Origin of the sequence: Nitrogeniibacter mangrovi, assembly GCF_010983895.1 — a bacterium.
Taxonomy (GTDB): domain Bacteria; phylum Pseudomonadota; class Gammaproteobacteria; order Burkholderiales; family Rhodocyclaceae; genus Nitrogeniibacter; species Nitrogeniibacter mangrovi.
This window is the reverse complement of record NZ_CP048836.1, coordinates 3,260,260-3,277,235: the sequence shown is the minus strand read 5'-3', so window position 1 is coordinate 3,277,235 and position 16,976 is coordinate 3,260,260. Positions and strand designations below refer to the sequence as shown.

15 protein-coding genes are annotated in these 16,976 nt (G+C 68.3%); 9 read left to right on the top strand and 6 right to left on the bottom strand.

Features of this window, described 5'->3' with window-relative positions; all coding sequences use genetic code 11:
• Nucleotides 1-22 precede the first annotated feature (22 nt).
• Nucleotides 23-700, top strand: a complete 678-nt coding sequence (locus G3580_RS15215; protein WP_173766913.1) for an alpha/beta hydrolase — start codon at nt 23-25, stop codon at nt 698-700.
• 69 nt (nt 701-769) lie between these two features.
• Here the strand turns inward: G3580_RS15215 and G3580_RS15210 are convergent, their stop codons facing one another.
• Complete coding sequence (locus G3580_RS15210; protein WP_173766911.1) at nt 770-1,498, bottom strand: DsbC family protein; 729 nt, start codon at nt 1,496-1,498, stop codon at nt 770-772.
• Between the two features lie 15 nt (nt 1,499-1,513).
• On the bottom strand, nt 1,514-2,683 hold the full coding sequence (locus G3580_RS15205; protein ID WP_228720685.1) for a UbiH/UbiF family hydroxylase: 1,170 nt from the start codon (nt 2,681-2,683) through the stop codon (nt 1,514-1,516).
• Nucleotides 2,684-2,898: 215 nt separating this feature from the next.
• On the opposite strand from G3580_RS15205, the gene ahpC reads away from it, so the two are divergent.
• Nucleotides 2,899-3,465 carry an alkyl hydroperoxide reductase subunit C gene (gene ahpC / locus G3580_RS15200; RefSeq protein WP_173766907.1) on the top strand — a complete coding sequence of 189 codons (567 nt, stop codon included), beginning with the start codon at nt 2,899-2,901 and terminating at the stop codon, nt 3,463-3,465.
• Nucleotides 3,466-3,680: 215 nt separating this feature from the next.
• Nucleotides 3,681-5,252 (top strand): alkyl hydroperoxide reductase subunit F, encoded by a 1,572-nt coding sequence (ahpF, locus tag G3580_RS15195; RefSeq protein ID WP_173766905.1) that lies wholly within the window; start codon nt 3,681-3,683, stop codon nt 5,250-5,252.
• A 45-nt stretch (nt 5,253-5,297) separates the two neighbouring features.
• Here the strand turns inward: ahpF and G3580_RS15190 are convergent, their stop codons facing one another.
• Nucleotides 5,298-5,822 carry an HAD domain-containing protein gene (locus G3580_RS15190; protein WP_173766903.1) on the bottom strand — a complete coding sequence of 175 codons (525 nt, stop codon included), beginning with the start codon at nt 5,820-5,822 and terminating at the stop codon, nt 5,298-5,300.
• A 166-nt stretch (nt 5,823-5,988) separates the two neighbouring features.
• On the opposite strand from G3580_RS15190, the gene fabI reads away from it, so the two are divergent.
• Together fabI and G3580_RS15180 are read left to right on the top strand one after the other, a co-directional pair.
• Entirely contained in the window at nt 5,989-6,768 is a 780-nt protein-coding gene (gene fabI / locus G3580_RS15185; protein WP_173766901.1) for an enoyl-ACP reductase FabI, read from the top strand.
• A gap of 10 nt (nt 6,769-6,778) precedes the next feature.
• On the top strand, nt 6,779-7,375 hold the full coding sequence (locus G3580_RS15180) for a hypothetical protein (protein ID WP_173766899.1): 597 nt from the start codon (nt 6,779-6,781) through the stop codon (nt 7,373-7,375).
• A gap of 12 nt (nt 7,376-7,387) precedes the next feature.
• Here G3580_RS15180 and G3580_RS15175 read toward each other — a convergent pair whose 3' ends face one another.
• The gene (locus G3580_RS15175; RefSeq protein ID WP_173766897.1) at nt 7,388-7,876 is read right to left on the bottom strand and encodes a tetratricopeptide repeat protein; all 489 of its coding nucleotides are present in this window, start codon (nt 7,874-7,876) and stop codon (nt 7,388-7,390) included.
• 159 nt (nt 7,877-8,035) lie between these two features.
• On the opposite strand from G3580_RS15175, the gene G3580_RS15170 reads away from it, so the two are divergent.
• Complete coding sequence (locus G3580_RS15170; protein ID WP_173766895.1) at nt 8,036-9,415, top strand: FAD-binding oxidoreductase; 1,380 nt, start codon at nt 8,036-8,038, stop codon at nt 9,413-9,415.
• On the opposite strand, the gene G3580_RS15165 is transcribed toward G3580_RS15170, so the two are convergent.
• Nucleotides 9,399-9,626, bottom strand: coding sequence for an oxidoreductase-like domain-containing protein (locus G3580_RS15165; protein WP_173766893.1), 228 nt, complete (start codon nt 9,624-9,626; stop codon nt 9,399-9,401). The two genes, G3580_RS15170 and G3580_RS15165, sit on opposite strands and share 17 nt — an antisense overlap.
• Nucleotides 9,626-10,117, bottom strand: coding sequence for a TIGR00645 family protein (locus tag G3580_RS15160; protein ID WP_217424506.1), 492 nt, complete (start codon nt 10,115-10,117; stop codon nt 9,626-9,628). The genes G3580_RS15165 and G3580_RS15160 overlap by 1 nt, the downstream gene beginning before the upstream one ends.
• A gap of 116 nt (nt 10,118-10,233) precedes the next feature.
• Between G3580_RS15160 and G3580_RS15155 the strand changes: the two genes are divergently transcribed.
• The 3 genes from G3580_RS15155 to G3580_RS15145 all read left to right on the top strand — a co-directional run bounded on the left by G3580_RS15155 (nt 10,234) and on the right by G3580_RS15145 (nt 16,842).
• Nucleotides 10,234-11,112 carry a DUF6279 family lipoprotein gene (locus G3580_RS15155; protein WP_173766892.1) on the top strand — a complete coding sequence of 293 codons (879 nt, stop codon included), beginning with the start codon at nt 10,234-10,236 and terminating at the stop codon, nt 11,110-11,112.
• A 50-nt stretch (nt 11,113-11,162) separates the two neighbouring features.
• Nucleotides 11,163-11,822, top strand: a complete 660-nt coding sequence (locus tag G3580_RS15150) for a DsbA family oxidoreductase (RefSeq protein ID WP_173766890.1) — start codon at nt 11,163-11,165, stop codon at nt 11,820-11,822.
• A 184-nt stretch (nt 11,823-12,006) separates the two neighbouring features.
• Nucleotides 12,007-16,842 (top strand): PAS domain S-box protein, encoded by a 4,836-nt coding sequence (locus G3580_RS15145; RefSeq protein WP_173766888.1) that lies wholly within the window; start codon nt 12,007-12,009, stop codon nt 16,840-16,842.
• Nucleotides 16,843-16,976 lie beyond the last annotated feature (134 nt).

Below are 16,976 nucleotides of genomic sequence, written 5' to 3'. Positions count from 1 at the left end.
AGCATTTTTGAAGGAGACCGCCATGACGGATGCGTTGTTGCCCTGTGTCGAGATCGAAACCGGATCGACGCCCACCCATGCGGTGATCTGGCTGCACGGGCTGGGGGCGGACGGGCACGACTTCGAGCCCATCGTGGACGAGTTCGACGTCGGCGCGCTGCCGCCGACGCGTTTCGTGTTTCCCCATGCGCCGGCACGGCCGGTGACGATCAACGGCGGCTACGTGATGCGCGCCTGGTACGACATCCTGTCCCACGACTTCTCGCGGCGGCGCGAGGATCCGCAGGGTGTGATCGAGTCGGCGCGACAGATCGAGGCCTTGGTCGCGCGCGAGCGGGCGCGGGGCGTGCCGGATGCGCGCATCGTGCTGGCGGGGTTCTCGCAAGGCGGCGCCATCGCCCTGCATACGGCGCTGCGCCACCCGCAGCGGCTCGCCGGGGTGCTGGCCTTGTCCACCTATGTGCCGCTGGCCGATACGCTGGCGGCGGAGGCGGCCGACGCCAATCGCGAGGTGCCGATCTTCATGGGCCACGGGCGCGACGACGACGTGATCCCCTGCGCCTTCGCCGAGCAGTCCTACCGTCTGCTGCTCGCGGCCGGCTATCCCATCGACTGGGAGGTGTATTTCACCGAGCACGGCATCGTCATGGAGGAGGTGCGCGACGTCGAGCGCTGGCTCTGCCGGGTACTGGCGGACTGAGACCGCTTCACACGACGACGCCCCGCGGCCAGTGCGGCGGCGGGGCGTCGTCGGGGGTGCGGCGCGGGCTTATTGCTTGCGCTTCGCTTCCGCTTTGGCGATGGCCGCTTCGAGGTGGTCCGCCGACACGTAGCCGCCGATGCGGGTGCCGTCCGACAGGAAGATGGTGGGGGTGCCGCCGACGCGCAGCTTGGCGCCCAGCTTGACGTTGGCATCGATGGCCTGGGTGTCGCAGTCGGGCGAGGCGGTCGGCTTGATGCCGTCGGCGATCCAGTCGATCCACGCGACACCGGGGTTTTCGCTACACCAGATCTGCTTCGACTTGTGCGTCGAATCCGCGCTCAGGATGGGGTAGAGGAAGGTGTAGATGGTGACGTTGTCGAGCGACTGCAGCTCACCGGCCAGGCGCTTGCAGAAACCGCAGTTCGGGTCCTCGAAGGTGGCGATGACGCGTTCGCCCTTGCCGCGCACGTGCTTGACCGCCTGCTTGAGCGGCAGGCTGGCGAAATCGATGGTGTTGAGCTCGTTCTTGCGCGCCTGGGTGAGGTTCTTGCGCGTGGCCGCGTCGATGATGTTGCCGGCGAACACGTAGTCGACGTTCTCGTCGGTGTAGACCAGCTCGCCCGAATCGAGCACCACCTCGTACATGCCGGCGTAAGGCGTGGCCTTGACGGAGCTGACGGCGGGCGCGCCGAGGAATTTCTCCATCTTCTGCTTCACTTCGGCTTCGCCGGCATGGGCCGTCAGGGTGACCAGGGCGAGCGCGGCGAGCGCGGCGCGCAGGGGGTTCAGCTTCATCGATTTCTCCAAATGTCAGAAATGGCCGCTCACGGCGTAGCGGACCAGCGTGTTGCGTATGACCGGCAAGCGGTTGGTGAGGTTCAGCCCGAGGTTGCGCAGGCCCGAGAGCAGGCCGTTGTCGGGTTTGAACAGGCGGTTGAGGGCATGGGTCGTGCTCTGCAGCAGCGTGGTTTCCTCGGCACGGGCGCGGGCGTAGGCCGCCAGCAGCGCCGCCTCGCCCGGATCGCGCCAGGCGGGCAGGGGGGCGAGCAGGTCCGCCAGCGCCTTGGCGTCCTGGTAGCCGAGGTTGATGCCGTGGCCCGACAGCGGATGGATGGCGTGGGCGGCATCGCCGATGAGGGCCACCCGCGGGGCGACCGGCTCGGCGATGCGCATCAGGCGCAGCGGAAAGGCCGCCGCCGGTGTGACCGCCTCGAGCCGGCCCAGCTGGTGATGCCCCGCCGCGGCGACGCGCTCGCACAGCGCGTCCGCGTCGAGGGCCGCGAGCGCGTCGGCATGGTCGTTCGGTGTGGACCAGACGATCGAGATCATCTGCTCGGGCAGCGGCAGATAGGCGAGGATGCCGTCCTCGCGAAACCACTGGTACGCGGTGTTGCGGTGCGGATGCTCGCAGCGGAAGTTGGCGACCACGCCCTTTTCCTCGTAGGGCGTGATGCGCGCGTCGATGCCGGCGGCCTCGCGGACCCAGCTGCGTGCGCCATCGGCGGCGACGATCAGCTTTGCCGTCAGCACACGGCCGTCGTCCAGGGTCAGGGTGGCGGCCGCGTCGTCCGTGGCCAGCGCCGTCGGCCGGGCCGGGCACAGCAGGGTGAGGTTGTGCTGGCGCTTGATGGTTTCCCACAGCTCGCGCTGCATCAGGCCCGATTCGACGATCCAGGCCAGCTCGCGCAGGCCGCAGTCGTAGGCGGAAAAATCGAGCTCGCCGCCGGCGTCGCCGAAGATCTTCATGTCGTAGACCGGGCACAGGCGGGCGGTGTCCAGATGCTGCCAGGCGCCGATGTCGCTGAGGAAGTCGGCGTTGGTCGGGCTGATCGCGTAGATGCGCTGATCCCAGCCATGGGCCGCGGCCGGCGGCTGCGACTCGACGACGGCGATCTTCAGGCGGCTGCTGCGCAGCGCCGCCGCCAGGCTGGCACCGGCCAGCCCCGCGCCGACGATGATCAGGTCAAACTCTTTGTGCACCGGCATGAATTCCGCTCGCATTCAAAACGCTGAAACCGTAACCCGTCAATGATGTCACAAGTGCCTGTGATCCCCCATCCGTGATGGATTCGGGCATTATAGTGTGTGCCTATCGCAAAAATTCGCACGTTCAATTGGATTGATTTGGCGCGCTGCAATACGATGCACTCACGCTTTCAACGACACCCGCAACCAACCTTCAAAGGAGTCATGCAATGTCGCAACTGATCAACACCAAAATCAAACCGTTCAAGGCCACCGCCTACGTCAACGGCGATTTCAAGGAAGTGACCGACCAGGATCTGCTGGGCAAGTGGTCCGTGGTGTTCTTCTACCCCGCCGACTTTACCTTCGTGTGTCCGACCGAACTGGGCGACGTCGCCGATAACTACGCGCAGCTCAAGGACATGGGCGTGGAAGTGTACTCCGTGTCCACCGACACCCACTTCACCCACAAGGCCTGGCACGACGCCTCCGAAACCATCAAGAAGATCCAGTTCCCGATGCTGGGCGACCCCACCGGCACGATCTCGCGCAACTTCGAGGTCATGATCGAGGAAGAGGGCCTGGCCCTGCGCGGCACCTTCGTGATCAACCCGGAAGGCGAGATCAAGGTCGCCGAGATCCACGATCTGGGTATCGGCCGTGACGCCAAGGAACTGGTCCGCAAGATCCAGGCGGCCCAGTACGTCGCGTCCCATCCGGGCGAAGTGTGCCCGGCCAAGTGGACCCCGGGTGAAGCCACCCTGGCCCCGTCGCTGGACCTGGTCGGCAAGATTTGACGGCCCCCACGGTTGCCGCGGTGCGGCAACCTGCCCCCCGAGGGGGCGGCGAAAAGGCTTGGGACGGCCCAGCGCCTTTTCGGCCCCTTCGGCGAGGGCTCCAGAGGGGATGACGGAAACGCGTCTGGCTTGTCGGGCGCTTTTCCGACACCTCTTCCCCATGCCCGGGGTTGCCGGGTTTTTTTACGCCTGAATGCCGAGAAGCGAGGACTGTCATGCTCGATGCGAACCTCAAACAACAGCTTGCCACCTACCTGCAGAACCTGAAGCTGCCGATCGAGATCACGGCCAGCGTGGACGGCGGCGAAAAGTCCGCCGAGATGCTGGCGCTGCTCAGGGAGATCGCGGAGCTCTCGACCCTGATTTCGCTGACCGAATCGCGCGACGATGCCGAGCGCAAGCCGTCCTTCCGCATCAATCGCGTCGGCGCCGACATGGGGGTGCGCTTCGCCGGCATCCCCATGGGGCACGAATTCACCTCGCTGGTGCTCGCGCTGCTGCAGGCCGGCGGTCATCCGCCCAAGGTGGACGAGGACACCATCGCCCAGATCCGGGCGCTGGACGGCGAGTTCGAGTTCGTCACCTACATCTCGCTGTCGTGCCAGAATTGCCCGGAGGTGGTGCAGGCGCTCAACCTCATGGCGGTGCTCAATCCCAAGGTGCGCCACACCATGGTGGACGGTGCCCTGTTCCAGGCCGAGGTGGAGGAGAAGAAGATCCTCGCGGTGCCGACCGTGCATCTGAACGGCCGGGAATTCGGCCAGGGCCGCATGAACCTCAAGGAGATCCTCGCCAAGGTGGATACCGGCGCCCAGGCCAGGGCTGCCGCCAAACTCGCCGAGCAGGACCCTTTCGACGTGCTCATCGTCGGCGGCGGCCCGGCCGGCGCCGCGGCGGCCATCTACGCGGCGCGCAAGGGCGTGCGCACCGGCGTGCTTGCCGAGCGCTTCGGCGGTCAGGTGATGGACACCATGGCCATCGAGAACTTCATCTCGGTGCAGGAGACCGAAGGGCCCAAGCTCGTCGCCGCGCTCGAGGCGCACGTCAAGCAGTACGACGTGGAAGTCATGGACGGCTTCCGTGCCGAGGCCCTGGTGCCGGGTGAGATGAACGAGATCCAGGTGGCCGGCGGTGCCCACCTCAAGGCCAAATCGGTGATCATCGCCACCGGTGCGCGCTGGCGCGAGATGAACGTGCCCGGCGAGCGCGAGTACCGCGGCAAGGGCGTGGCCTACTGCCCGCACTGCGACGGTCCGCTCTTCAAGGGCAAGCGTGTCGCCGTGATCGGGGGCGGCAACTCCGGCGTCGAGGCGGCCATCGACCTGGCCGGCATCGTCGCCCACGTGACCCTGCTCGAATTCGGCGAACAGCTGCGCGCCGACGCGGTGCTCCAGGCCAAGCTCAAGAGCCTGCCCAACGTCACCATCCACACCATGGCGCAGACCACGGAAGTGACCGGTGCCGACGGCAAGGTGAATGGACTGACCTACACCGACCGCAACAACGGCGAATCCCACCATGTGGAACTGGAAGGCGTGTTCGTGCAGATCGGCCTGCTCCCGAACACCGACTGGCTCAAGGGCACGGTCGAGCTGTCCCGCTTCGGCGAGATCGAGATCAATCCGCGCTGCGAGACCAGCGTGGCCGGCGTGTTCGCGGCGGGCGACGCCACCACGGTGCCCTACAAGCAGATCATCATCGCCATGGGCGAGGGGTCCAAGGCCGCGTTGTCGGCCTTCGATCACCTGATCCGGGCGTCCGCGCCCACCGAGGCGGTGCCCGCCTGAGGCGGTCGCACCGTAAAAGGACACGGGCGCCGCGGCGCCCGTTTTTCATGCCAGGCCGCCGCCGAAGGCGAAGCGTGGCCAGAAGCCGGGGCGCTCGTCCGCCTGCGCCTCGTCCCAGGCGCCCTCGCGCATCGCCTGCGCCATCTGGCGCATGCGGGCGGCGTCCTCGTCCATGAAGCCCTGCTTGAAATCGGTGAGGATCAGGCGCGCGCGGGTGGGCCAGTTGCCGGGCGCGTCGTCGATGGCGAACCAGCGCTGCGATTGGCGGGCGTGCTTGGCAAGCCAGCTGCGTGCCTCGTGTTCGCGCAGGCCGTACAGGCCACCGCCCGCCCGGGGCAGGATCAGCGGCGTGGTGCCGATCACCCGCTCGCGCACATCCTCGGCAAAACGGGTGCGCAGCCGCGGCAGGGAGTACAGCGTGCGCCAGTCCGAGGTGATGACGAAACGCAGCTCGTCGAATTCGCGCGCGACCTGCTCGATCAGGGGCAGGCTGCGGAAATCCTCGACGTCGCGCCACGGGTGGGTGACGCCGTCGAAATCGAGGAACACGTAAGTGTCGGGATGGGACAACGGAAGACTCCAGCGAAGGCGCCGGCAAAAATGCTGCGGCGCAAGATCAATGTGCCATCGTTCAATGGTCTTGTCACCAATTACGGCATATAGTGGGCGCCTCTAAAGTGACATTAATGTGCTGCGTTGCGATATTTTCGCGCGCCGCCTGCAAGGAGCGAGATTCATGAAGCCCATCATCGACCTCAGTGGCAAGGTTGGCCTGATCACCGGCATCGCCAATGAAAAATCGATCTCGACCGGGGTCGCCGAGGCCTGCGTCGAGGCCGGCGCGCGGCTGGTCGTCACCTACCAGAACGAGAAGACCCGCGCCTTCATCGAGCCGGTCGTGCATCGGCTCGGCCTCGAGCATGTGTGCCTCATGGACGTGACCCGCCCGGAGACCATGGACGAGACCTTCGCCACCATCGACCGGGCATTCGGCAAGCTCGATTTCGCCATCCACAGCATGGCCTTCGCCAAGCGCGACGACCTGCACGGCCGTGTGGTCGACACCTCGGCGGACGGCTTTGCGCTCGCCATGGACGTGTCCACCCACTCCTTCGTGCGCATGGCCAAGTGCGCCGAGCCCCTCATGGAGAAGGCCGGCGGCGGTGCCCTCATCACCATGACCTATCTCGGCTCCGAGAAGGTCATTCCCCACTACGGCGTGATGGGGCTGTGCAAGGCGGCGCTCGAGGCCGCCACCCGCTACATGGCCTGCGAGCTGGGGCAGAAGAACATCCGCGTCAACGCGGTCTCGCCCGGCCCGCTCATGACCCGCGCCGCCTCCGGCATCGCCCGCTTCGACGACCTGATGGCCTCGGCGGTGGAGCGTTCGCCCATGCATTCGCTGGTCACGCCCGAGGACATCGGCGCCCTGACCGCCTTCCTGGTCTCCGACGCCGGCCGGCTGGTCACCGGCGGGGTGCATTTCGTGGACGCCGGGTACAACATCATCGGCTAAGCTTCCGGCCATGGCTGACATGGCTTTTTCGCGTGCGCGGTTCGGGCGGGCGGACATCCGCCTGCCCGACCCGGTGCCCGCGCATCCGCTCCTGGACGGGCTGCCGGAGATCGGCCGCGGCGAGTACAGCATCGTGCTCGCCCTGCCGGACGGCGCGCGCGTGCGCAAGGTGGTCAGCTCGCCGGCCGACCACTTCTTCCTGACCGCCGACGATCGTCCGCGCGGTATCCATTTCCCCACCGTGTTCGCCGATCACGGCGTGATCGGGCGGGCGCGCTCCGGCGCCCTCATGCACCTGCTCGAACTGGAACGGCTGGAGCCCCTGGCGGCGCACGCCGAGGCGGCCGCCCAGGCCGAACGGCTGCAGACGGCCTACTGGCAGGCCTGCCTCGGGTTTGCCCGTCTGGGGGCCGACATGGGCCGCATCGCCCTGTTTCATCTGATCGAATCGCCGCCGCCACTGCCGGACACGCTGATCGCGGCCCTGTGCGCGCTGTCGGACTTCATCGAGGCCTACCAGGTGCGGCCCGACATCCTCAGCGAGGGCAACCTCATGGCGCGCGCCGACGGCACCCTGGTGTTCTCCGATCCGGTGTTTCTCGGCTGAACGGATGGACGGTCAGGCGGCGGGCAGGCTGTCGCGCAGGCGCCGCATCTGGGCGTCGAGATCGGCGGTGGCGCCGCCGGCCGCCAGGGCGGCGTCGATCTCGCGACGTGCCGGCGCGAAGCGGTCTTGCGCGAGGGCGTCGAAGGCCTGCTTGTAGTGGCGCAGCGGGGCGCCGTCCGGCAAGGCATCGAGCGCCTGCCACACCCCCACGGCGGCCTCGAAGCGGGCGCGGGTGACCATCAGCAGGCCGAGGTGAAAGCGGGCCAGGTGGTGCGCCGGGTCGATCGCCAGGGCGCGTTCGAGGGCCGCCTCGGCCGCATCGAACAGCTCCAGGCAGGCATATTCGGCGCCCAGCCAGTAGGTGATCTGCGCATCGTCGGGGTGCTCGTCGGCGCCGGCCTTGAGCAGGCGCAGCGCGCTGGTGTGATCATCGGCCTCGATGGCCGCGAGGGCCTGTTGCAGCAGCGTGGTGGCCTCGGAGGCGGGGGCAGGCATGGGCATGAACAGCGTTCCCGGGAATGCGTTGGACCGGGGCATTGTGCCGCAAAGCGGCATTGCGCAGAACCCGGGGGGCGGGCGATTCCCGATGGCATCGGGCCCGGAACATGGCAGGATGGGCCTTCGCGATACCGATATCCGGCAGGGAGGGCAGAGACCGACATGGATGCATTGATCGACGCGATCCGCCACGTGGTGGGGGAGACGGGCCTCGTCCGTGGCGAGGCGGTGGCGGCGCGGGCCACCAGCTACTGGGACCCGGCGCCGTGCCGTGCCCGCGCGATCGTGCGCCCCGCTTCCACCGCCGAGGTGGCCGAGGTGCTGCGCCTGTGCCACGCCGCCGGTCAGGCGGTGGTGACCCAGGGCGGCGTCACCGGCTGTTCGCAGGGCGCGGACGCGCGCGCCGGCGAGCTGGTGCTGTCCACCGAACGCCTGAACGCCATCGAGGCCATCGACCCGGTGGGTGGCACCGCCACCGTGCAGGCGGGCGTGACCCTGCAGGCGCTGCAGGAGGCGGCCCGCGCCCACGATCGCCTGTTCGCCCTCGACCTGGGCGCGCGCGGCAGCTGCACCGTCGGCGGCAACGTGGCCACCAACGCCGGCGGCATCAACGTGCTGCGCTACGGCATGATGCGCGCGCAGGTGCTCGGCCTGGAGGCGGTGCTGGCCGACGGCACCATCGTCTCGAGCATGAACCACATGCTCAAGAACAACAGCGGCTTCGACCTCAAGCAGCTCATGATCGGCACCGAGGGCACGCTCGGGGTGGTCACCCGCGTGGTGGTGCGCCTCCATCCGCTGCCGGCCAGCCGCAACACCGCTCTGGTGGCGTTGCGCGACTTCGATGCCGTGACCGAACTGCTCACCCGCATGCAGCGCGACATGGCCGGCACCCTCAGCGCCTTCGAGGTGATGTGGAACCTCTACTACCGCGCCGCCACCGCGCCCGGCGGCCACCGCGCGCCCATGGCCGACGCCCATCCGTTCTACGTGCTCATGGAGGCCGAGGGCGCCGACACCACCGCCGATGCTGCGCGCTTCGAAGCGGTGCTGGCGGCCGTGCTCGACGCCGGCCTGATCGACGACGCCGTGCTGCCGCAGTCGGAGGCCGAGCGCCGCGCCCTGTGGGAGATCCGGGAGAATTTCGAGGCCATGCTCGTCGGTCGCGAGACCTTCCTCTACGACGTCAGCCTGCCCATCGGCGAGATGGCCGGCTACGCCGACGAGGTGCTGGCCGCCATGGACGCCACCTGGCCGCAGGGGCGGGCGATCATCTTCGGCCATGTGGCCGACGGCAACCTGCACCTGTTCATCCAGCCCCAACAGGCCGGCGCCACCCATGCGCAGTCGGACGCGCTCGTCTATGCGCCGCTCACCCGCCGCCAGGGCGCGGTGTCGGCCGAACACGGCATCGGCCAGGAGAAGCTCGGCTGGCTGGACCGCTGCCGCAGCGCCGCCGAGATCGCGCTGATGCGCACCCTCAAGCAGGCGCTCGACCCCAAGGGCATCCTCAATCCGGGGCGGGTCATTCCGCCGCCGTGAGGCGCTCGCGGGCGTCCTCGCGCCAGAATTCGAGCGCGGTGTAATAGCCTTCCCACACGCAGCCGTTGCAGCCGCGCCCGCAGCAGGTGGTGGGCGCGGGCGGCGGCGCGCGAAAGCCCTCGGCCGCCGCACCCAGCGTGGCCAGAATCTCGGCAATGGCCGCCTCGGCCTCGTCCAGCGAGGCCAGGCGGCGGGTGAACGGATCGGCCATCAGTGCTTGGTGAGCTTGTCCAGCATGCCCATCGCGAAGGCCGAGGCCACGAAGGTCAGATGCAGGATCACGTACCACTTCAGATGCTCGGCGTCGATGTTCTTGGCGTTCATGAACACCTTGAGGAGGTGGATCGACGAGATCGCCACGATCGACGCCGCGACCTTGTTCTTCAGACTCGACGAATCCATCTTGCCCAGCCAGCCCAGCTTCTCGGTGTCGTCGCCGATGTCGAGCTGGGAGACGAAGTTCTCGTAGCTCGAGAGCATCACCATCACCAGCAGGCCGCCCACCAGCGCCATGTCGATCAACGACAGGATGGTCAGCACCAGATCGGTCTCCGCCACGTCGAACACGTGCGGCAGCACATGGAAGATCTCCTGGAAGAACTTCAGGACCAGGGCCAGCAGGGTCAGGCTCAGGCCGAAGTACAGCGGCGCCAGCAGCCAGCGCGAGGCATACATGCCACGCTCGATCAGCTTTTCCAGCATGATTGTCGAATCCTTGTGATGCATTGGGGTCGGCGCGATTCTATCCCGGAAAGTTGACCGGGGGCGCACGCGTGCATGACAGGAACTTTGTTCACTCATGCCCTGCCAAAAATGCCATGCGTGCCGCGTTCGCCTTCGTTTGCCTCGTCGTGATGCTGCTGGCCCCGTCGGGCTGCAGCACCGTGTCGCTCGGCTATCGCAACGCGCCGCTGATCGCCGCCTGGTGGATCGACGAACGCTTCGACCTGCCCGGGCCGCAGCAGGACGCCGTGCGCGCGGCCCTGGACGCCACCTGGCAATGGCATGTGGCCCACGCCCGGGCCGAGCTGGTGGGGCTCATGGACGAGGCGGCCACGCGCCTGGGGCGGCCGGTGGGCGAGGCCGACGTGGAATGGGTCTTCGCCGCCATGGAGGGCCACGCCCGCGCGGTCGGCCGGCATTTCGGTGACGAACTGGCGGCGCGCTGGCCGCGCATGACCCCCGCGCAACTGAGCGCGCTCGATGCCCATCTGGCCGAACGCCGCGCCGAGTGGGCACAGACCCGTGCCGACGAGTCCCCCGAGCAGCGCGTGCAGCGCCGCACCGAGCAGATCGTCGACGAGCTGACCGACTGGTTCGGCGAGCTCACCGACGCCCAGCAGATCTACATCGCCCGCAGCGAGGCGGTGCGTCTGGACGACACCCTCTGGCAGCGCGAGCGGGTGCGGCGCCAGGCGCAGTTGCTCGATATCCTGCGCCACGACCCGCCCGAGGGCCTGGCGGCGTGGATTCCCGACCCGCCTCAGGACCGCCCGCCGGCCGTCGCCGCCGAAGCGGTCCGGCAGCGCGCGGTGTACCGCCGCTTCTGGGTCGGGCTGCTCGCCATGGCGCAGCCGGCCCAGATCGCCCACGCGCAGTCGCGCCTGCGCGAATGGGCCGACGACCTGGCCGCGGTCGCGCCCATGCCCACCCGCGTCGCCCGCCGACGGGACGACGCCACCTGCCAGACGTGTTAGGGTCGGGTGCATCACGCACCCACGCGCCGCCGGGCGCCCCAAGGACCGTCATGACCCTGCACATCGACCTGATCGCCGACTTCATCTGCCCCTGGTGCCACGTGGGCGAAACCCGCTTGCGCACGGCCCTGCAACAGCTGGCCGCCAAACGCCCCGACGTGCAGGTCGAAATCCAGCGCCTGCCCTTCTTCCTCGACGACACCACCCCGCCCGAAGGCTACGACTATCAAAGCTATCTGGAGAAGAAGTTCGGCAGCGCCGAGGCCGTGGCCGAAGTGCAGGCCCAGGTCAGCCAGGCCGGCGAGGCCGACGGCGTGCACTTCGCCTTCGACAAGATCAGCCTGCGCCCCAGCACCCTGCCGGCCCATCGGCTGATGCTCCAGCTGCAGGCCGTGGGGGCCGACCCGGTGCTCACCTCCAAGCTCGCCCAATACATCTTTTCCGCCTACTTCGAGGCCGGCAAGAACATCGGCGACCCCAAACAGCTCGCCACCATCGCCCAGCTGGCCGGCGTGCAGGACAAGGACCTGGCCGACTGGCTCGCCGGCGACGACGCCACCGACGAGGTCAAGGCGGTCTTCGAACAGGTCAAGTCGCTGGGCATCCAGGGCGTGCCCTTCTTTGTCTTCAACCAGCGCCTCGCCGTCTCGGGCGCGCAGTCGCCGGAGAACCTCCTCTCGGCGATGGAGCAGGCGCTCGACGCGGAATAGGGCCGAATCGCTACCGTGGCGCCGCCAGCGGCCGATGCCTTGAGTCACGTCAATTTACCCGCATCCTGATTATGGTTATGCTGCACGAGTCGTGAAAAAATGCGCGGCTCCCGGGTGTCGACCCTGAGTCACTCGCCAGCGGGGACCTTGAGCGCACACAGGGGGACACGATGGTGGCATCGGCATGAAGGAGACGGACCTGCCCGCTTGTCGTATTGTCGGCATCGGCGCCTCGGCAGGCGGGCTGCAGGCACTGCGGCCGATCGTCCGTGCGCTCGAGCCGAGCGGCGACAAGGCCTTCGTCGTCGCCCAACACCATGCCCCCGAGGTCGCCAGCCCGCTGGCGGAACTGCTCGCTGGCACCAGCCGCCTGCCGGTGATCACGCTGAGCGGGGATGAGCCCGTCGAGGCCGATCACATCTATGTGGTGCCACCCGGTCATGACGTCGAACTGGTGGGCGGCCGCCTCGTCCTGTGCCCGCCGGACCCGCAGGCCATCGTCACGCCGAGCATCGACCGCTTTTTCCTGTCCCTGGCCGGGATCGGAGACCGCCGTGTCATCGCGGTGGTGCTCTCGGGCGCCGGGCGGGACGGGGCCGCGGGGGCGAGCGCGGTCAGTCGCGCGGGCGGGGTGGTCATGGCACAGCTGCCGGAAGAGGCGCTTCAGCCGGGCATGCCCGAAGCAGCCATCGACACGGGGTGTGTGGACCACATCGGCACCACTGAAGAAATCGCCGCCTGGTGCAACGAGCGCGGTGCGCCCGCGCACGCGCCGGCGGATCCGGCGCAAGCGCGCACCGCCGATCTGTTCGCCGAGTTGTTCGCGCACGTGCGCGAGGCTGCCGGCGTCGACCTCAACTGCTACAAGGAGAGCACCTTACGACGCCAGACCACGCGTCGCCATGTGGCGCTGGGCATCGTGTCCCTGGGGGAGTATCTCGACTACGTGCGCCGGCATGCGGACGAAGCGCGGCGGCTGATGCACTGCTTCATGATCTCGGTGTCGTCGTTCTTCCGCGATGCGCCGGTGTTCGCGGCGCTCGAAGCGGCCTTGCGCCAGCGGATCGCGGAGAAGTCGCCCGGCGCCCCGGTGCGGGTCTGGATACCCGGGTGCGCCACCGGCGAGGAAGCCTATTCCGTGGCCATGCTGGTGGCCGAATCGCTGGGCGAACGCCTCCCCACGTTCGACGTGCGCATCTTCGCCAGTGACATCGACCAGGCCGCGCTGGCCTACGCCCGCGTCGGTCGATACACCGAGGCCGAACTGGCCGGCGTGTCCCCCGAGCGCCTGCAGCGATGGTTCGTGCGCGAGGACAACGGCTGGCGGGTCAGGAAAGCGCTGCGTGAGCGTTGCGTGTTCACCCCGCACGATCTGACCGTCCATCCGCCCTTCATCCGTCTGGATCTGGTCAGCTGCCGCAACCTGCTCATCTATTTCAATCCGGCGCAACAGGTGGAGCTGATCCACCGGTTCCACTACGCCCTCGAGCCGGACGGCCTGCTCCTGCTCGGCAAGAGCGAGTCGGTGCATTTCAAGACCCCCGGCTTCGACCCCATCAACGCCGATGCCAAGCTCTACCGACGCTGCCCCAGCGGGAAGGCGCCGATGATTCACGGCTCACGTCTGGCCCTGCCCGCCAACATCAAACTGCCCCACATGCCACCTGCACACATGCCCAGCGAGCGGCAACAACTGGTTTCCGATGCACTCGAGGCGCTCGCCGAAATGGCGACGCCCGCCGTGCTGCTCAACACCGATTTCGAGCCCATGCACTTTTTCGGGCGATCGCAGCGCTTCTTCGCGTTGCCCGACGGTCGGGCCGACTTCACGGCCTTTGCGTTGTGCCTGCCCGAACTGCGCAACGAGCTCAAGGCCCTGTGTTATCGGGCCGTCCAGGACCAGATGGATGTGCTGGAAGGCTTGAGCGTGGAGCTGAAAGTGGACGGAGCGCCCCTGCGGATCCGGCCGCATTTCCGGCGCGTTGGCGCACATCGCGGCGTCGAAGGGCCGGCCTACCTGGTGATCTTCGAAGAAGTGGCGCTGCCGGCGGGTGCCTCGTCACCCGAGGCTGCAGACGCGGATACCCTGCGGCTTCAGCAAGAGCTTGCGGACACCCGCGAGCATCTGCAGGCGGTGATCGACAAGTTCGAGGCCTCCAACGAGGAACTGCAGTCCATGCAGGAGGAACTGCAGGCATCGACCGAGGAGCTGCAGGCCTCCAACGAGGAACTGCAGGCCTCCAACGAAGAGCTGACCACGCTCAACGAGGAGTTGCGCGTCAAGTCGCTGGAGTCGGCGCAGCTGTCCACCACCCTCGGCAACATCCAGAACTCGGTGCGCACCAGCCTCGTGGTGGTGGACCGCGAGGGCCGGATCACGCGTTACAACGAGCTGGCCACGCGCATCTTCGGCATGGTCGACGGCGATCGGGGCCAGTTCCTGTTCGGCGTGCCCTGCCACCTGGAGCTGCCGTCGCTGCGCGAGCAGATCCGCCAGGTGATCGACACCGGCCAGTCGGTGCTCGAACCGGTGCACGAGGGCGAGTTCCACTATCTGATGCGCATCGACCCCTATCGCGACGAGGCTGGCGCCACCGCGGGGGCGGTGCTCACCTTCTCCGATGTCTCCGAACTGCATCGCGCCCAGGTCGCGCAGCAGGACAGCGAGAAGCGCTTCGAGCGGATGTGGGAGGCCAGCGTGGAAGCGCTGTTCGTCTCCGATATCGAAGGGCGGATCCTGATGGCCAACCCCCGGGCCGAGGCCATGTTCGGCTACCCGCCGCAGGGGCTGGTCGGCCGGCGCATCGAAGCGCTGGTGCCCGAGGAGGTGCGTGGCCACCATGCCGGCCACCACCGCGCCTTCCTCGAACACGGCGACCAGCATCGCACCATGGCCGGTCGGCCGGATCTCGAGGCGGTGCGCCTGGACGGCAGCCGCTTCCCCGTCGAGATCAGCCTCTCGTCCTTCGACATGGACGGGCAGCGGGTGACCCTGGCCTCGGTGGCGGACGTGTCCGCCGCGCGCCGGGCCACGAGCGAGCTCAGGGCCAGCGAGGCGCGGCTGCGCCTGTTCGTCGAACACCTGCCGGCGGCGGTCGCCATGTTCGACCGCGACATGCGCTACCTGGCGGTGAGCCGGCGCTGGTGCGAAGACTACGGCCTCGGCGAGGCCGCACCCATCGGCCGCTCCCACTACGAGGTGTTCCCCGAGATCCCCGAGGCGTGGAAGGCGGCGCACCGCCGTGGCCTCGACGGCGAGGTGGTCCTCGACGACGAGGACCGATTCGAGCGTGCCGACGGCAGCGAACAGTGGCTGCGCTGGGAGATACGGCCCTGGCAGACCGGCGAGGGCACGGTGGGGGGCATCCTCCTGTTCACCGAGGACATCACCGAGCGGAAGGCGGCCGAGGCGCGCGAGCAGCGGCGCCGCTTCCTCGAGCGCGAGCTCGATGTGCTCCAGAGCGTGCTCGAATCCTTGATGGCGGGTTACTGGGACTGGAACATTGTCGAGGGCACCGAGTACCTGAGCCCGACCTTCAAGCACATGTTCGGCTACGCCGACGACGCGCTGCCCGACACGCCCGAGACGCGGCAGGCACTGATCTTCCCCGAAGACCGGCCGGGGGTGCAGGCGGTGTTCAAGCGCCATGTGGACAGCCACGGCCGCGAGCCCTACTACAACGAAATCCGCTGTCGCCACAAGGACGGCTCGACAGTGTGGGTGATCTGCGCCGGGCGGGTGGTCGAGTGGGGCGAGGACGGTGCGCCGCTGCGCATGGTCGGCTGCCACATCGACATCTCGCCGCTGCACGAAAAGATGGACGAACTCATGGACGCCAACCGGCGGGCCGATCACGCCAATCGGGCCAAGAGCGTGTTTCTGGCCAACATGAGCCACGAAATCCGCACCCCGCTCAACGCCATCGTCGGCATGGCCCACATCCTGCGCCGCCAGCTGGCCGACCCGGCGCAGATGGAACTGCTCACCAAGATCGACGGCGCGGCCGACCACCTGCTCGCGGTCATCAGCGACATCCTCGACCTGTCGAAGATCGAGGCGGACAAGCTCGTCCTGTCGCCTGCCCCGTTCGACGTCGCGGCGGTGATCGACAACGTGGCCTCGATGCTTGCCGATCGCGCCGCGGCCAAGGGCCTGCGCCTGCGGGTCGACTGCCCCACGCCACCGTTCCACCTCATCGGCGACGCCACCCGCTTCGCCCAGGGCGTGCTCAATCTGGCCGGCAATGCGGTCAAGTTCACCGATCAGGGCGAGGTCAGCATCCGGGTGCAGGTGTCGCCACCGGAGGCGGAGGGCGCGCAGGTGCGCGTCGAGGTCGAGGACACCGGCGTGGGCATTCCGCCCGAGCGCCTCGAAGGCCTGTTCGGCTCCTTCGAGCAGGGCGACGGGACCGCGACCCGCAAAGCCGGCGGCACCGGGCTCGGGCTCACCATCACCCGCCGGCTCGCCCGCCTCATGGGCGGCGACGCCGGCGGCCGCAGCACGCCGGGGGCGGGCAGCACCTTCTGGTTCACCGCGCAGTTCGACGTCGGCGACGGCTCCGCCACCGCGCAGCCCGGCGACGGGCTCGACGAAGCCGGCACGCTCGCAGCCCTGCAGGCGGACTTCGCGGGCGCCCGCGTCCTCGTGGTGGACGACGAACCCCTGAACCAGGAAGTGGCCGTCGCCCTGCTGGAGGAGACCGGCGTGCGCATCACCGTCGCCAGCGACGGCGCCGAGGCCGTCGACATCGCCGGCCGCGAAGCCTTCGATCTCGTCCTCATGGACATGCAAATGCCGCGCATGGGCGGACTGGACGCCACCCGCGCCATCCGGCGCCTGCCCGGCTGGGCGTCCCGCCCCATCCTCGCCATGACCGCCAACGCCTTCGCCGAGGACCGGCGCCAGTGCCTCGAGGCGGGCATGAACGACGTCATCGTCAAACCCGTGGAGCCCGAGCGGCTCTTCGCCGCACTGCTCCAGTGGTTGCGTGCCACCGCAGGGGAAAACACCCCCGACTGAGGGCCGTGGGCCATGGCGCGCCGCCCGGGCAACCGCCACGGCGGCCGCCACCTGCCTCAATGAATCCGCATGATCATGAGGATTTCGTCGACAAAACAAAAGCGCGCACCAAGAGCGCCTGGGTCGCGTGCGCA

Excerpts from the sequence above, each read along its gene's own strand:
- G3580_RS15160 (WP_217424506.1), bottom strand. The coding sequence starts at position 10,117 with ATGCTGGAAAAGCTGATCGAGCGTGGCATGTATGCCTCGCGCTGGCTG.
- ahpC (WP_173766907.1), top strand. The coding sequence starts at position 2,899 with ATGTCGCAACTGATCAACACCAAAATCAAACCGTTCAAGGCCACCGCC.
- G3580_RS15155 (WP_173766892.1), top strand. The coding sequence starts at position 10,234 with ATGCGTGCCGCGTTCGCCTTCGTTTGCCTCGTCGTGATGCTGCTGGCC.
- G3580_RS15150 (WP_173766890.1), top strand. The coding sequence starts at position 11,163 with ATGACCCTGCACATCGACCTGATCGCCGACTTCATCTGCCCCTGGTGC.
- G3580_RS15180 (WP_173766899.1), top strand. The coding sequence starts at position 6,779 with ATGGCTGACATGGCTTTTTCGCGTGCGCGGTTCGGGCGGGCGGACATC.
- G3580_RS15210 (WP_173766911.1), bottom strand. The coding sequence starts at position 1,498 with ATGAAGCTGAACCCCCTGCGCGCCGCGCTCGCCGCGCTCGCCCTGGTC.
- fabI (WP_173766901.1), top strand. The coding sequence starts at position 5,989 with ATGAAGCCCATCATCGACCTCAGTGGCAAGGTTGGCCTGATCACCGGC.
- G3580_RS15165 (WP_173766893.1), bottom strand. The coding sequence starts at position 9,626 with ATGGCCGATCCGTTCACCCGCCGCCTGGCCTCGCTGGACGAGGCCGAG.
- ahpF (WP_173766905.1), top strand. The coding sequence starts at position 3,681 with ATGCTCGATGCGAACCTCAAACAACAGCTTGCCACCTACCTGCAGAAC.
- G3580_RS15215 (WP_173766913.1), top strand. The coding sequence starts at position 23 with ATGACGGATGCGTTGTTGCCCTGTGTCGAGATCGAAACCGGATCGACG.
- G3580_RS15145 (WP_173766888.1), top strand. The coding sequence starts at position 12,007 with ATGAAGGAGACGGACCTGCCCGCTTGTCGTATTGTCGGCATCGGCGCC.
- G3580_RS15170 (WP_173766895.1), top strand. The coding sequence starts at position 8,036 with ATGGATGCATTGATCGACGCGATCCGCCACGTGGTGGGGGAGACGGGC.
- G3580_RS15175 (WP_173766897.1), bottom strand. The coding sequence starts at position 7,876 with ATGCCCATGCCTGCCCCCGCCTCCGAGGCCACCACGCTGCTGCAACAG.